The organism is Paenibacillus sp. FSL R7-0652 (assembly GCF_038595045.1).
GTDB lineage: Bacteria > Bacillota > Bacilli > Paenibacillales > Paenibacillaceae > Paenibacillus.
The window spans coordinates 1,148,967-1,162,244 of record NZ_CP152001.1 but is presented as its reverse complement, the minus strand read 5'-3'; the positions used below and the strand labels follow the sequence as shown (position 1 = coordinate 1,162,244).

Annotated in this window: 17 protein-coding genes; 7 read left to right on the top strand and 10 right to left on the bottom strand. The window is 44.1% G+C overall.

Features of this window, described 5'->3' with window-relative positions:
• Nucleotides 1-84 precede the first annotated feature (84 nt).
• Nucleotides 85-447, bottom strand: coding sequence for a hypothetical protein (locus MKY97_RS05160; protein WP_342554433.1), 363 nt, complete (start codon nt 445-447; stop codon nt 85-87).
• A gap of 128 nt (nt 448-575) precedes the next feature.
• Here MKY97_RS05160 and MKY97_RS05155 point away from each other — a divergent pair, with 128 nt between their 5' ends.
• A complete protein-coding gene (locus MKY97_RS05155; RefSeq protein WP_342554432.1) occupies nt 576-1,109 on the top strand; it encodes a hypothetical protein in 534 nt (177 codons plus the stop codon).
• Between the two features lie 190 nt (nt 1,110-1,299).
• On the opposite strand, the gene MKY97_RS05150 is transcribed toward MKY97_RS05155, so the two are convergent.
• On the bottom strand, nt 1,300-1,584 hold the full coding sequence (locus MKY97_RS05150; protein WP_342554431.1) for a hypothetical protein: 285 nt from the start codon (nt 1,582-1,584) through the stop codon (nt 1,300-1,302).
• A gap of 242 nt (nt 1,585-1,826) precedes the next feature.
• Here MKY97_RS05150 and MKY97_RS05145 point away from each other — a divergent pair, with 242 nt between their 5' ends.
• The 3 genes from MKY97_RS05145 (at nt 1,827) to MKY97_RS05135 (ending at nt 4,996) form a co-directional block, all read left to right on the top strand.
• Nucleotides 1,827-3,146, top strand: a complete 1,320-nt coding sequence (locus tag MKY97_RS05145) for an MFS transporter (RefSeq protein WP_342554430.1) — start codon at nt 1,827-1,829, stop codon at nt 3,144-3,146.
• A 154-nt stretch (nt 3,147-3,300) separates the two neighbouring features.
• On the top strand, nt 3,301-4,227 hold the full coding sequence (locus MKY97_RS05140; RefSeq protein ID WP_342556237.1) for a DUF2268 domain-containing protein: 927 nt from the start codon (nt 3,301-3,303) through the stop codon (nt 4,225-4,227).
• The gene (locus MKY97_RS05135; protein ID WP_342554429.1) at nt 4,202-4,996 is read left to right on the top strand and encodes a MerR family transcriptional regulator; all 795 of its coding nucleotides are present in this window, start codon (nt 4,202-4,204) and stop codon (nt 4,994-4,996) included. Before MKY97_RS05140 ends, MKY97_RS05135 begins: the two co-directional genes overlap by 26 nt.
• A gap of 100 nt (nt 4,997-5,096) precedes the next feature.
• On the opposite strand, the gene MKY97_RS05130 is transcribed toward MKY97_RS05135, so the two are convergent.
• From MKY97_RS05130 to MKY97_RS05105, 6 genes are all read right to left on the bottom strand, one after another.
• Nucleotides 5,097-6,392: a galactokinase family protein gene (locus MKY97_RS05130; RefSeq protein WP_342554428.1), complete on the bottom strand. Its 1,296-nt coding sequence runs from the start codon at nt 6,390-6,392 to the stop codon at nt 5,097-5,099.
• Between the two features lie 274 nt (nt 6,393-6,666).
• Complete coding sequence (locus MKY97_RS05125; protein ID WP_342554427.1) at nt 6,667-7,149, bottom strand: copper amine oxidase N-terminal domain-containing protein; 483 nt, start codon at nt 7,147-7,149, stop codon at nt 6,667-6,669.
• A gap of 73 nt (nt 7,150-7,222) precedes the next feature.
• Nucleotides 7,223-7,477 carry a helix-turn-helix domain-containing protein gene (locus tag MKY97_RS05120; protein WP_342554426.1) on the bottom strand — a complete coding sequence of 85 codons (255 nt, stop codon included), beginning with the start codon at nt 7,475-7,477 and terminating at the stop codon, nt 7,223-7,225.
• Nucleotides 7,458-7,637: a YvrJ family protein gene (locus tag MKY97_RS05115; protein ID WP_342554425.1), complete on the bottom strand. Its 180-nt coding sequence runs from the start codon at nt 7,635-7,637 to the stop codon at nt 7,458-7,460. The genes MKY97_RS05120 and MKY97_RS05115 overlap by 20 nt, the downstream gene beginning before the upstream one ends.
• On the bottom strand, nt 7,638-8,267 hold the full coding sequence (locus MKY97_RS05110) for a sigma-70 family RNA polymerase sigma factor (RefSeq protein WP_342554424.1): 630 nt from the start codon (nt 8,265-8,267) through the stop codon (nt 7,638-7,640).
• Nucleotides 8,268-8,510: 243 nt separating this feature from the next.
• Nucleotides 8,511-9,281 (bottom strand): hypothetical protein, encoded by a 771-nt coding sequence (locus tag MKY97_RS05105; protein WP_342554423.1) that lies wholly within the window; start codon nt 9,279-9,281, stop codon nt 8,511-8,513.
• A gap of 255 nt (nt 9,282-9,536) precedes the next feature.
• On the opposite strand from MKY97_RS05105, the gene MKY97_RS05100 reads away from it, so the two are divergent.
• The 3 genes from MKY97_RS05100 (at nt 9,537) to MKY97_RS05090 (ending at nt 12,260) form a co-directional block, all read left to right on the top strand.
• Complete coding sequence (locus tag MKY97_RS05100; protein ID WP_342554422.1) at nt 9,537-10,136, top strand: sigma-70 family RNA polymerase sigma factor; 600 nt, start codon at nt 9,537-9,539, stop codon at nt 10,134-10,136.
• Complete coding sequence (locus tag MKY97_RS05095) at nt 10,084-11,058, top strand: DUF4367 domain-containing protein (protein ID WP_342554421.1); 975 nt, start codon at nt 10,084-10,086, stop codon at nt 11,056-11,058. Before MKY97_RS05100 ends, MKY97_RS05095 begins: the two co-directional genes overlap by 53 nt.
• A gap of 356 nt (nt 11,059-11,414) precedes the next feature.
• Nucleotides 11,415-12,260 carry a DUF4367 domain-containing protein gene (locus MKY97_RS05090; protein WP_342554420.1) on the top strand — a complete coding sequence of 282 codons (846 nt, stop codon included), beginning with the start codon at nt 11,415-11,417 and terminating at the stop codon, nt 12,258-12,260.
• Nucleotides 12,261-12,421: 161 nt separating this feature from the next.
• On the opposite strand, the gene MKY97_RS05085 is transcribed toward MKY97_RS05090, so the two are convergent.
• Both MKY97_RS05085 and MKY97_RS05080 read right to left on the bottom strand, forming a co-directional pair.
• Nucleotides 12,422-12,799, bottom strand: coding sequence for a hypothetical protein (locus MKY97_RS05085; RefSeq protein WP_342554419.1), 378 nt, complete (start codon nt 12,797-12,799; stop codon nt 12,422-12,424).
• Nucleotides 12,800-12,887: 88 nt separating this feature from the next.
• A complete protein-coding gene (locus MKY97_RS05080) occupies nt 12,888-13,250 on the bottom strand; it encodes a hypothetical protein (RefSeq protein WP_342554418.1) in 363 nt (120 codons plus the stop codon).
• Between the last annotated feature and the right edge of the window lie 28 nt (nt 13,251-13,278).

Genomic DNA, 13,278 nt, shown 5'->3' with positions numbered 1-13,278 from the left:
TTTATGGATTCATCAGGCAAATCATAGTCCCCAATTCGTCATAGTAATTTTTTTTATAAAACAACTGTGCTTCTTTTCTCCAGCTCACTTCCCATAATAATGCATTACTCTTATTCGTGTAATGAGAATCAGCAGTTGCGGGATACACACAAAGATGATATACATCAGCACGATCAACCACAGATGGGCGATAAAATTTTCTGCGCCGAAGGAAGGTTTGGGACGTTCGATAAAGTACCACCACGCCGGAATGGCGGCGACCCACGTCATTGTTGTTGAAGCCAGCATGTCTTTCACATCACTCCACAAGAAACAAAACAAGGCGGCAAAAAATACAGGAAAAATCCATGAATCCAAAATAGGTCCCCAGGTTTGGAACATGAAAATGATCGCAGGATACATAAGTATAATCGCCCAGCGCCAGTATGGATTTTTATAAATCGTCATGTTTCCTCCCTTTTCCAATCATTTTATTAATTATATAAAAAGTTGTTTAGAAAGCTGCCTGAGATAGGCATGTTTTGGGAAGTATTAGCTCATACTACCTTCAGGAAAATACGGAAGGAGTGGACTGCATGAATTTAAAACGCACAGCAGTCATTGGTACCATCCTCGCTTGCACCTCCTTAATATGGGGATGCGGCAATGGTAACAATAATACAAACCATTCGGCAGTGAGTGAGTCTCGCCAGACGGAACAGGCCCAAAGCTGGGGAGACCCCAAACGTCTGGAAGCCTCTCATCTTGAAGCTCTCGAACGCATGGAGAAAGATCACATTCATCGCATGGTTTCCCTGAGCGCAAGTACCGATGGAGACCAGGTCATGACGACACTGGAACGTTCAAGCCAAAAACTTGAAGAGATGAGACCTCTCGCCGAGATGCTTCAATATGAAGGCCACCCTACGCTGCTTCAGCGTATTCAAGATATGTCAGGAGATATCGAAGGCTCCAAAAACGCTCTTACCCAGATGAAAAGCACGATAAAGACGGGAAAAATCAAAATTCAATCCGCGAAGACGGACGCTCTTCAGCATATCAACAGTTTTCGCGACTACCATGAATATGTAGAAGGTCAAGCCGTCAAGATCATGAGTCAAGATCAATAAAAAGTAAAGCCGGGCTTGTACCCCTCTCATGGCCAAAACAAACAGTTAGACTCGGAGATTTACATCTGCCGGTTCTAACTTTTTTTTATTTCTTATGCCTAGATAACAACATGAATGATAAAGGAATATTATTACAAATATAGGATGATGAAGGATATGTTGCCCTGATCGCTTTTGCTCTCACCTTGCCTTACTCCACCCAAAGGGATACCCAGATAAATGCACAGAAAAATACAACAGGCGCAAGTGCTCCAGTGGCGATCCATATCCAGAGTTTCCCCGGTTTAGCACTGCTCCATGAGTTCCTGATCGGGTTCAAACACTCTCTACACCACTTGGCAAACTTCAACTGACGGATCATACGGCTCATCACCCGCTCCCGCTCTTTCCCTTCGGGTACGTCCTCTAAAATACCGCGCAGTTCCTTATATAAACGAGCCTCTTCCTGACGGATCTTTACATGCGGCGTGCTCATGTCAATCCTCCTCATAATTAGAATGCTTAATTCCTTATCGTGGCTAATACCTCAATTAAATATAACACGGCAAAATGCAAAAAGTTTGATCTTAAGAAAATGGAGATCATATATCGATTAGGCTTACAAAATCAGGATTGAAATCCATTTTACAATAACATACATTGGTATTATAGCAAATTCACAGCCCTATCCTGCCTCATAAAAAGAAATCGACCTGCATCTACGAAACGGAGGAAGTAATGAAGATTGAATCCAACGCTGCGAAACATAATTACGCCAAGCTGTTCGGCGCATTTTCTCTTACTTTTCTAGGAGATGGATTAACTCTGGCCGCTGTACCTTGGCTTGTCTCTACTCTTACAGCAGATACGTTATATGCATCCCTTACGATGACCGCTTTACGGCTGCCCTGGCTCATTTTCAGCCTTCCGGTAGGAGTGCTTATTGACCGGTATTCACGCAAACATATGCTGGTTGGAGCCAGTTTTACCCGCATGATGTTTTTATTGATGTTAACGATATGTATCTGGGGAGGCTGGATCAGCATACCGCTGCTTGCCTTATTTATGTTCGGTATCGGTCTGAGCCGGGTTGTCTTTGACAGCACGGTACAGACCATTATTCCTCAGATGGTGGAAGAGAAAAAGCTGGAAAAGGCCAATGGCCAATTCACAGCAGGACAGCTGATCACCAGCGATATATTGGGCGTAGCCCTCGGAGGATTTATTATTACGATGCATATCGTCTATCCTTTTGCCATCGACACGGTAACGGCTGTCATCTCCCTGCTCTTATTAATGGGTATACGCGGCAGCTTCCGGCCTGCGAACTCGAAAGCTTCCCAGGCTCAGGAAAAAGCAGCGGAAGCTTCTAAGCAAACAACCGAAGATGAGTCAGAGCACCAAGCTCGTCCAATGAAAAACTGGAGACGTGAGATGTGGTCGGGCATCCAATATGTGTTTCAAGACCGTTTTCTACGGGGTCTGGCCATTTTGTCGGTTACGATTACACTGATGTTTTCGATGATTCTGGTGACTCAGATTTTCTTTGTACGCGAGGTGCTGAAACTTGAAGCTTATGCCTTCGGCATCCTGATCTCGATTGCAACGATCGGCAGCATACTCGGCAGTCAGGCTGTGGCTTACATGCGGAAACGCTGGAGTTCCAAGCAGCTCATTCTGTTATCCATTCTGTCGATGGGGCTGATGTATGGAGCAGTGGGTCTAACCTCCAATGCTTACATTGTCGGCGGTCTATACTTCTGTGCGGCCTTTTTCATCGTTGTTTACAACGTGACCCGTTCATCCATCCTGCAGCGCTCCGTCCCTAATGAACTGCTTGGGCGTGTAGGCAGCGTGTTTCGATTTCTGTCCTTTGGCATCAGTGCCATCGGCACCTTGCTGGGTGGATTACTCGTTCGGATGAGCGAAACATTTTTTGATCGTCTCTTCTCTCTGCAGCTGCCCTATCTGCTACTCAGTGCCGTTTACATCGCGGCCTGCTTCCTGTTTGCATCCAAAATGCGCAATGTGCCTGAAAAACAGCATCCATCGATATAAGTATGAGGTTCGCCCTGTAACCCCTCAGATAAAACCAACCCATCCGGAACCCACAGCGGTTTCGGATTTTTATTACGCAGACATCCTTGACTGTCACGTAACGTTATCCCGGATAATGTGCTTAATCAAGTACAAAGGAGCAGATTAAATGTCTATAAAAATAACGGCGTTACGTTCAAATCAGGTCTACCGCAGCATCATACGAGCTGAACCGGCGGAAAAAGTGGAATTGTACCGTCAGGAGATGCTTCGTCCTTTTATGGGAAAATGGAATACACAGCACATCCCTTTCCACGCTCAGGAACCTGGCGGATTCGATGTGCTCACCATGAACAACTGGATGAATATCGCCCCTGAGGCGATCACATCTGACATAAACGAATCTTTGACGGCCATCTCTTCCGAGGCATTCTGGAAGCAGTGTCATGAGGCGGTTGAGGCAAGTCTGGGTGCATTTATGAAGGATGGCATCCCCCTTAACGTGTCCAATTATTTATACACCATTTTATTAGGCAATCCGGAGAGCCCGATGCTCGCAATGAATGAACGTATTAGCGGAGATGGCGGCATCCCCGGTTATATTATTGCGACTCTCGTCCCAAACGCGTATACTCTACCTCGCATTCCATCCGTGCTTGCTCATGAGTGCAATCATAATGTGAGATACCAGCATATCCAGTGGAATCAGGCAATTACGCTTGGAGAGATGATTGTCAGCGAAGGTCTTGCAGAGAATTTTGCCGCTTTCCTGTACGGGGAGGAGCTGCTTGGGCCATGGGTTACCAAGACAGATATGAACATGTTAAACACCATTATTAAACCGAAGATCAAAGATCAGTTACATGTGACCGGATTTGATCAGATTCATCCGTATCTTTACGGCGACGAGCTTGCAAGTCTGCAGCACTTTACACCTGTGGGCATGCCGTATGCGGCTGGATACGCCTGCGGGTATCACTTGATTCGATATTATCTGAACAAAACGGGCCAGCCGATTACGGAAGCCACCATTACACCGGCAAGTGCAATCCTTGCTGAGATCGAGGACTTTTGGCATGAAGAAACGATATTTCACCATTAAAGAAATCATGCAGATTACGGGAGTTACCAAGCGCACCCTGCATTATTATGATCAGACCAACCTGCTCAAACCGAGTAAAGTCGAAGCGAGCGGTTATCGGCTATATGATCAGGAAGCCATCGGCAGGCTGCAGACCATTCTGCTGTTCAAAGAAATGAATTTCTCACTGCAGGATATTGCGTCCGCGCTGAAACGATCCATCGATGAACAAAGGGAAATGCTGCGGACACATCGGGCTGCACTAGTTGAACGCAAAGTAAAGCTTGAAGCCACCATACGTCAACTCGACAATTATGTGGATGGGACAGATATTACTCAATTGGAGCTGTTCAGCGACTCGCCTATTCAGTCCATCCAAACACAGTATGAATCCGAAGCGAAGCTGATCTATGGAGAAACACAGAGGTTTCAGGAATATGAAGCCAATACAGCCAAACTTTCTGCAGTAGAAAAAGAACAAGCGTATCAGCAATTTGGTGCAGATCTGGAAAAAGTATTTCAAAAGCTGGCAGCACATCAAAGCTTCCCTCCTGATGCGAAAGAAGTACAAGAGGTTGTTCAGCAGTGGGCAAGTGCTCTCTCCCGCTTCATGACCTGTGATGCCGAGATACTGCGCTGCATTGCAGCGGTTTATACGACGGATTCACGGTACATCACTTATTTCCGCCAATTTGGCGATGAGAGTTTTTTACATTTTCTGGTTGAGTCCATCACAGCATTTTCAGCAGCACCCAATGATACCCTGGACCTGCCGGAATTCCAGAAGTAAATAAACAGCTGTGTGTATTTCTGGGTCAAATGAATTAAAAATGAGCAAAAAGGCGGTCAAGAAGGAATTCCCTCTTAACCGCCTTTAGCTGTATTTACTTTTATGCCTGTTTCAGAACGGCATTCAAGCAGATTGAACCGTGCTGACGCACGTTAACGACAATAACTGGAGTATCCAGCATACCGCGCATCCAGTTCATATATTCATCTGCTTTTTCATTGGGTACAATGGCCAGAATAACTCCTGCAAATCCACCACCATGTACACGACATGCGCCATCGCCAAGATTGCTCAGGTAGTTCTCCGTCAATGCGAGTGCCACAGAAATTTCCTGCTCACGAACTGCCCCGCTTTGATACACGTTCTGCAGCCATTTCCAAGACGAGTTACCGGATGCAGTGATCAAGGACAAGAAGTCATTAAAACGTCCTTCGCGCAGCGCAGACACCTGTCCGTCCACGCGTTTATTTTCTTCCAGGAAGTGCAGTGCACGCAGTACCGCCCGGTCTCCAGCATCCTCACGAATCGCAGGCAGCTTCGCATAGATGTTCTCCTCTGTAATTTCGCGAACATATTCAGCACCCAGTGCCTTCGCAACGGCTCTCATCTCGTTTGGAACAGCCGCATAATCTTCTGTCAGATCGGCATGGTTGCCGCCTGTATTCACGATGACCAAGGAATATCCGTTCTCTTGGAAATTCCATTCCACAGGTTCAATCACAGGTTCAGCCGCATTGGCAAAATCGATCGAGATCAGGCCGCCATACGCACAAGCCATCTGATCCAGAAGGCCGGATGGTTTGTTCCAGTAATGATTCTCGGCATACTGTCCAATCTTCGCCAGCGTAACCACATCCAGCTTGGCATCATTGTAGAAGTGATTCAGGATCGTGCAGATCAGCATTTCGAAGGAAGCAGAAGAACTTACACCGGAAGCAGCAAATACGTTGCTGGAGATATCTGCCTTGAATCCGCCGATCTGATATCCCATCTCTACAAATCCCGCAGCCATACCACGAATCAATCCGGTTGTACCGTCATCATTGTTGTTTGGTTTTAAATCTGCCAGATCGATAACGTACTTTTTATCATATCCCTCGGAGTAAAACGTAATTACGGAATCGTCTGTCGCCGCTGCCACTGCAATCGTATCCAGTGTAATGCTGCCGGCCAGGACTTTACCATGGTTATGGTCCGTATGATTGCCGCCAATCTCGCTGCGTCCCGGAGAACTGAACAAATGCACCTGCTCCTGCTCACCAAAATGCTCACGGAATGAAGCATCCAGTTTCACGTATCGTGCGCCCTGTTCCTCGGCATGCTGTGGTCCATACATTTGCGCAAGCAAAGCCTGTCCCTGTTTCGACTGAATGAGTTCTGTTACCTGTGTGGTCATCTCTATTCCTCCCATTTCATATGCAAGCGGGTTGTAACCGCTATCTCTTATATCGTCTAAAATCCCGGTTCGGGATTAGCCATCCCCATTATCTCAGCTTCCGGGCCGAAAAGGTAGGGCAGAATTGAAATTTTGTAAGCGTTTTTTGAAACATGTGTCTATTTGGAAAAATAAGTGATCCCTAACTCCCTAAAAAAGAAAAAACCTTCTAGACAGACTGCTGCTCCATTAAACAGGGACGTCTTCAAAGGTCTGGCTTGGAGCAGCATCATGCTTATTGAATGCTGGACATTTGCGCGGATATGGAAATATTCCCTTCTTTTATAACAACCTCATTGAAGAAAGGTTCAAAGAAGGCAGTAGGCACATACATTATGCCTTTCCTAGATTGAACGGGTACAGGCAGCTCTACATCCTGGTTCAGATTGATGACTTTTAACTTGCCCGTAAACTTGGCCTGTGTACTGCCCTGCTTCAATAAAACAGACTGTATGCGATCTTCAACACGCACGGCCTTCTCCGCTGCGATCCAGCTCACCTCATACCCAAGCGATTCAGCTGTCGCTCGCAAAGGTACCATAACCGTGCCTTTATGCTCAAAAGGCATCTGCTCTGCGGTATTAACCTGAACTGCTCTTCCATTTACAGTTAACGTGTACTCTTGAGCTCCGGCTGCGCTAACTTTCGTGGATGTGTACAAAGCTCCGGCTGCCGTTACAACGCATAATGCAGCGATGAAGATCATTATCTTTTTCATAGAAGCCCTTCCTTTCTTGTTTCGCAGCATGGTTTAAGCTTTAGACGTTAAATGCGGTCCATTTGTTTCATATCTATCTATTATTATCCATTATTTGTCTGCAAAACTCTGCATATGTAGGAACATTGTCTAAATTATAGTTTTTAATTTTTATCATTAGTCCCTCTACAATGCTCTGAGACAAATCATCACGTTCTTGTGGACGAACCTGATATCTCAACCGCTGAATTATTGGCTCGAATGCATCAATGATCTGCTGCATACTTTCTTGATCCCCATTCTGTGCTTTCCGAACTGCTTCATAAAAATCAATACTGTCTTTGTTCATCTTTAATCACCACGTTGAAACCTTCTGTTAACTTGCCCAACTTAACGAACAACTCGTCCAGCTTTTTCTCAAAACGGATAAATAAATACAATGTCATCATAACCGGACTTCCGACTTGACTAAGTCTAGCTCGAAAAGCTTCAGTTAGGCTGCTCTCCATCTACGACCCCTCCCCTACTAACATCGTTCTCATCTTTTTCAAAGCGTTACCCCTTGTCTTGGCTACAGCCTGCTGGCTGACCTGAAGCTCCGCTGCAATTTCATGATCATGGTAACCTTGCCCATAATATAACGTTGTTACATGCTTTTGTTTATCTGTTAATTTCTCATAGGCGGACTCCAACCGATCATCTGTCAATTGTTCCTTCAGAGGCAGCACGCTGCTGTTCGAATGGGCAGAATCAAGGGAAGTCTGATAAGTACTCCTTGCTTCACCGATAGACATACTCGACTCATCAGAGGATGGCTTATCATAGATCAGTACATTTCGGGCAGCATAACGCTGATTACGCCGCATCTGATCAATGCTCATAAACTGCAGCAAAGAAGTGACATAGGCAACAAAACGAATGTGAAAATAAAACGTGCGGAAAGACTCATTGAGTGCTCTTTCCTTGTCGTACTCTCCATTGATGAAACCCAGCAGCAATTGCCGATTACTCTCCTGTTTGAAAAAATTGATGATAACCGGATCACGAAACAAATCGGGGTGTTTCTCCCGGTAATCCTCAAATGTTAATTGCACTCGATCGATCACATAATCATACGTCGCTTTCTCCAGGGTACTCATCTTGTGCCCCTCCTTTTTCTCTTGTTATATGAGAAAGCGTCGTTTGTGTTAGAAAAAACAACCCAAACAGGAACATTTGTTCTTATTTATTATACTACATTTATTTCCATTGCGTACATTTGTTTTAAACAAGAGAAACGTTTTTTTGAATTAGAATAGCAAAAAGACATCAACACTTGGCTGATGTCTCATCTCATCTACTAAAGAACGTCCACATTGTCTCTGATACATTAACCTTAGCTTTTACTCAAAGCTTTGTGACCCTGCTCCAGAATATTTATTCAGTCGCTTGGATGCATCGATCTTGATCGTTATTTTCTTGGTATTTCGATCTTCAGATGAAAACCATCTTTCTAAAGCAGTGTATTCATTCGTTTCTAATGCCGCAGTTTCAATAATGAAATGGTTATTATCTTTCCAATAATACGAAATGATCGGCCAGGTTGGTGTTAGCATAAACTGCTCTTCGAGTTTGGAAGAAGAGGATCCTATCCATTGAAATGATTGTAGATCAATTGCTGCAGCAAGTTGTTTATAGACTTGTGAACCTTCACTGTATGCGTAACGAATCAATACCTTTGTATGATCAGGAGAAAGTTTATAATCTTGAAATATGCCAGCGGGCAAATTCAAACTTTTATTTTTTTTCCCGTCTGATTTCACCAAAATGGTTGAACAGTCTTTATTTCCGCAATTATACTTCAACAAATTAATCTTTTCCGCGATGGAAGGTACGTCCAAGGTTACGAATTGAGTGCGATCAATCTCCGATTGGATATCTTCTTCATGAAGTAAATAATTCTTGTATTCAGGAATATCCTCAAGAGGCAGTTTTAATGTCTTACCCTCACTGTAAAGTTCGATTTCACTAGGCAGAGCAGATAAATCTGTCTTCCCCTGTCCAAGTGCTGCGTTATGAATTGTCTGGCCCGAAGCATCATGTAATTCGTACCAGACTATACTTCCTGATCCAAAGATCAGCAGGATTAATACGAGGGTTAAATATTTTCTCATAATGTATTTCCTCACTTCAGGTTGTTATACAGCCTGCTTAATATCGTAAAATGCCCACCCATTAGTTGGATTATTTTTCAAGTTATATGCATTATATCTTGATTATCCGTTATATGTTGTTTCAGTTTGGTATCAAAATGGGATGTAAGAGAAGCAGTATTGTAACAAAAAAGATCATTCCTTAACTTTTCCTTATCCCACCTGTCACATTTCTCCCCTCTCGTTCCGTCATACTATATGTGAGGGGGGAATCACTTGGAAGAACCAATTCATCAGATCATCACGGATGTGCTGCAGGGGGATAAAGATAGATATGCCCTGATTGTCATCCGCTGTGAGAAATTCATTTTCAATTACTGTTATCACATGCTGGGGGACTACGGAGAGGCGGAGGACTGCAGCCAAGAGGTATTTCTGAAAGCCTATCGCGGACTGCACACCTATCAGCCTGACCGGCCTTTTGAAGCCTGGCTGTATCGCATTGCCTATAATCATTCCATTGATATGCTTCGCAAGCGCAAGGTCACGAGATTACTGCCTTTTCTGTACAAAAATGACCGGGAGAACAATCATGTCGATCAAGCGATTGATCACAAATATTATAATCCGGCTGTCCTACACGCCCTTGCCGCGCTGTCCGCAGAAGAACGAAGTCTGCTGATTCTGCGCTGTGTCGAGGACAAAAGTTACAACGATATCAGCCTTATTCTTAACCAGAATGCCGCCTACCTTCGTAAAAAATTTCAACGAGCTGCTGCTAAATTCAGAAAGAACTACGTCAGTCAAGAGGAGGAAAAGCCAAATGAGTCACAACGATCCCGGACAAGACCTGAAAGCACTATTTCAAAAGGTTGAACCGCTTGACCAGACCCTGCAAAAGCGGATCATGCACAAGATTAACCAGGAATTTGTCCCAAAAGAACGGTTCTTCGTTAAACATCGTGTCGGTGTGCTTCTCCTCGTTGGGCTGCTGCTGACCGTATCCACCGGATTTGCGGCAATAAAGTATCAGTCGTTATTTAACGACAATGGGGATGTGCTTTTCGAGGAAAAACCGCTGTCTGCTGATCATATATATGAGCTTGATGCAGAAGAGCAGGAACGTATTCATCGCATGAATGAAATCTGGGTGAATGAGATTGAACCGGGGCAAGCCGCACTGATCTATGTCGTACCGAATAATCCACATCATCAGTTTGATATCAAGTCAAACCCGTTCATGATCGATAGCTTTGAGGAATTAAACCAGATGGTTCATGTCCCGGGCATACCACTGTATCAAGAGCTCTCGGGAGCTTCACGTACCTATGCTTTCCAGAAAGCCAGCGTGTATATGGAATATGAGCAGGATCTATATGAGCTTTCGGATGAGAAAAAGGATGCCTTGGTCCGCAAGCTGCGCCTTCAAGCTGAAACTGCCGGGAAAGATTATGCGCTCATGCCGGTTGCATTCACCGATGAATTCCAGCTATCTTCCATCACTTATACCAACGGTAAAAATGAGATTTCACTAAGCGTGATGAACAGCAAGGATACCGGACCACTGATCGCTTCTTATGACGATAATCTGAATACCACCAGCCGTAAAATCAAGATACACGGACAGGACGTGATTGCGAGAACATACGGGGGGGATGTTACAGAATTAATGTGGGTGTATCAGGAGCCTGAAACCAAGTATGCATACCACTACACGCTCGGTGTTCGTGAAGGTGTCATTCCTCCGGAAGAATTAATCCATATTGCCGAGACTCTTATTCCAGCATCCAGGAATTAATTTTCTTCATCCACGTTATATGAAAAATAAGGCTTATCCACTTCAATCCTTTGAAGCGTGATAAGCCTTTCTTCTATTCTTTTTCAATTTAAATAAAACCATAAATTACAATATTTATTTATTGAATTGTCACATCTCCAGCACAACGTTCCGTTATACCAAGTGTAAGAAGGGGGGAAGGACAAGATGTTATCTGATCCTGAGTTAGGAGGGAAAGACCATTGGAGCACTTGGACCCTGGGCACGACCTGAAATCCCGATTTCAAAGAGTCGAACCCGTAGATACTGCACTGCATCACCGAGTAATGAGCCAAATTTATCTTGAAGTAGAGCCAAAACCAAAGGAGAGATTTTTCGTGAAATACAAAGTCAGTTTACTGCTTGCTCTAGGTTTATTGTTGACCGCGTCAACCGGATTTGCTGCCGTGAAATACCAGTCTCTGACCAACGGTAGCGGAGATGTGCTTTTTCAAGAAAAACCAATGACCCACACCGTCTCTGAACGTACCGAAGACGATGACAAAAGAATCCGTCTCATGAATAACATCTGGGTGGATCAGATTAAACCAGGTGAAGCAGCGATCATCTACATCGTGCCTAATAATCCGAATCAGGAACTCTACCTGAAAGCAAATTCTCATATTATTAAAAGTTTCACCACCCTGCAAAAGATGGTTAAAGTTCCGGGCCAACCTCTAGCTAAAGAGATTGCTGGCAAAGGAAAAGAAAACTATACGTTCAAAAAGGCAAAGGTGCACATGGAACACGGTATGGACCTCAACAAGCTCTCGGAGACGGAAAAACAAGACATCGCCGCCAAGCTTCTTCTGGAAGCTCAGGCTTCAGGAAAAGACTACGCCTTGATGCCTGTTCCTTTTACAGACGAGTTCTGGCTCACCACCCTGACTTACACCAGCGGTAAAAAGGAAGTTGCTCTGGACATTCTGAACAGTCAGGACACCGGTACAGTCACTGCCTCGTATCAAGAAAGCCTGGAAGTCACTAGTCATAAGATTAAAATTAACGGGCGGGATGTCATCCAGCGGAAGTATGGCGGCGAGTCATCAGAGTTCATATGGGTATATGAAGATCCTAAAACCAAGTATGCTTATCATTACATGCTGAGAGACGCTAAAGGTAACATTTCTGATGAAGAGCTGCTTCGCATTGCTAAAACGCTGGTTCCGGCTGCGAAGAAGTAGAGATTGATTTACTCGAAATGCACTTAAAGAAAGCTTATCTGCTTCGCCAAGACGAAGTTAGATAAGCTTTTCTTTGTTAGTCTTATGTTTATTACCTATCCGCGCACACAGTCCATAACTCCTCTAATAGAAGTTGAGGCGGGCCTTTGATTTAAACTTATTTATTTGTTAAATACGATATTCTGCTGTTCACTCTCAACAATCTTATTCTCATATATCTGCCAGCACAGATGATAATCTCCATCATGATCATCGATTAAAAAATATCCTGTTACATCTCGAATGTTAGCCATCTCAGAAAGCTGTTTCCTCATAAAATCAAGATGATACTCTCTGACATCTGCCCCATAAAATACATAAGCTGTCCAATTAATTTGCTTCTCCGGGAATGTCCAGCCCAACTGATACAGCGCTAATTTATCTTCATCTAGTAAACCTTCATTAGAACTCGCTGTGAAGTCATCCCTTATCTTTTTCACCTCGTTAACTGTGTGCTCATCACACTCCAGCCAACCTCTAACAGATACATACTTTCCCATGTCCAAAACTCCTTTGGTCAGTATAAATGCAGTGAAAATCATAGCGTCCAGAATGAATCTAGGTGACAAACGAATCTCCCCCTACTCACTAATTCGGTATGGTAGGTGGATAGAGTTGTTTATGCTCCAGCTCAAACCATTGCTCAATATGGTTGCATAATAGAGGAATATCTTGAATTGCCAGTTCACAGATGTCCTCATACGACGCTTGAAGCACATCCCGCAGCTCCATATTAACCTGATATGTCTCGGCTTGTTTCGCATAATATACATCAGCAGGTTCAACAACATAATTTTGATGTCTGGTTACAGGACTTACATGAATTATCCATTTCAAGTTACCTTTGAACTCCTCAATACATGGCTTTAATTGTTCGTAAACCTGATCGGCATCGTGAAATCTGAAATAAAAACCAGCAGGACGCTCATATATCCGATTGGGTTTGTACATCTCTGTCCTACTCCATGCGTAAGATCCT

Coding starts and splice junctions, on each gene's coding strand:
- MKY97_RS05130 (WP_342554428.1), bottom strand. CDS start 6,392: ATGACCACACAGGTAACAGAACTCATTCAGTCGAAACAGGGACAGGCT.
- MKY97_RS05080 (WP_342554418.1), bottom strand. CDS start 13,250: ATGTACAAACCCAATCGGATATATGAGCGTCCTGCTGGTTTTTATTTC.
- MKY97_RS05125 (WP_342554427.1), bottom strand. CDS start 7,149: ATGAAAAAGATAATGATCTTCATCGCTGCATTATGCGTTGTAACGGCA.
- MKY97_RS05095 (WP_342554421.1), top strand. CDS start 10,084: ATGAGTCACAACGATCCCGGACAAGACCTGAAAGCACTATTTCAAAAG.
- MKY97_RS05160 (WP_342554433.1), bottom strand. CDS start 447: ATGACGATTTATAAAAATCCATACTGGCGCTGGGCGATTATACTTATG.
- MKY97_RS05105 (WP_342554423.1), bottom strand. CDS start 9,281: ATGAGAAAATATTTAACCCTCGTATTAATCCTGCTGATCTTTGGATCA.
- MKY97_RS05085 (WP_342554419.1), bottom strand. CDS start 12,799: ATGGGAAAGTATGTATCTGTTAGAGGTTGGCTGGAGTGTGATGAGCAC.
- MKY97_RS05135 (WP_342554429.1), top strand. CDS start 4,202: ATGAAGAAACGATATTTCACCATTAAAGAAATCATGCAGATTACGGGA.
- MKY97_RS05155 (WP_342554432.1), top strand. CDS start 576: ATGAATTTAAAACGCACAGCAGTCATTGGTACCATCCTCGCTTGCACC.
- MKY97_RS05150 (WP_342554431.1), bottom strand. CDS start 1,584: ATGAGCACGCCGCATGTAAAGATCCGTCAGGAAGAGGCTCGTTTATAT.
- MKY97_RS05110 (WP_342554424.1), bottom strand. CDS start 8,267: ATGAGTACCCTGGAGAAAGCGACGTATGATTATGTGATCGATCGAGTG.
- MKY97_RS05120 (WP_342554426.1), bottom strand. CDS start 7,477: ATGAACAAAGACAGTATTGATTTTTATGAAGCAGTTCGGAAAGCACAG.
- MKY97_RS05115 (WP_342554425.1), bottom strand. CDS start 7,637: ATGGAGAGCAGCCTAACTGAAGCTTTTCGAGCTAGACTTAGTCAAGTC.
- MKY97_RS05145 (WP_342554430.1), top strand. CDS start 1,827: ATGAAGATTGAATCCAACGCTGCGAAACATAATTACGCCAAGCTGTTC.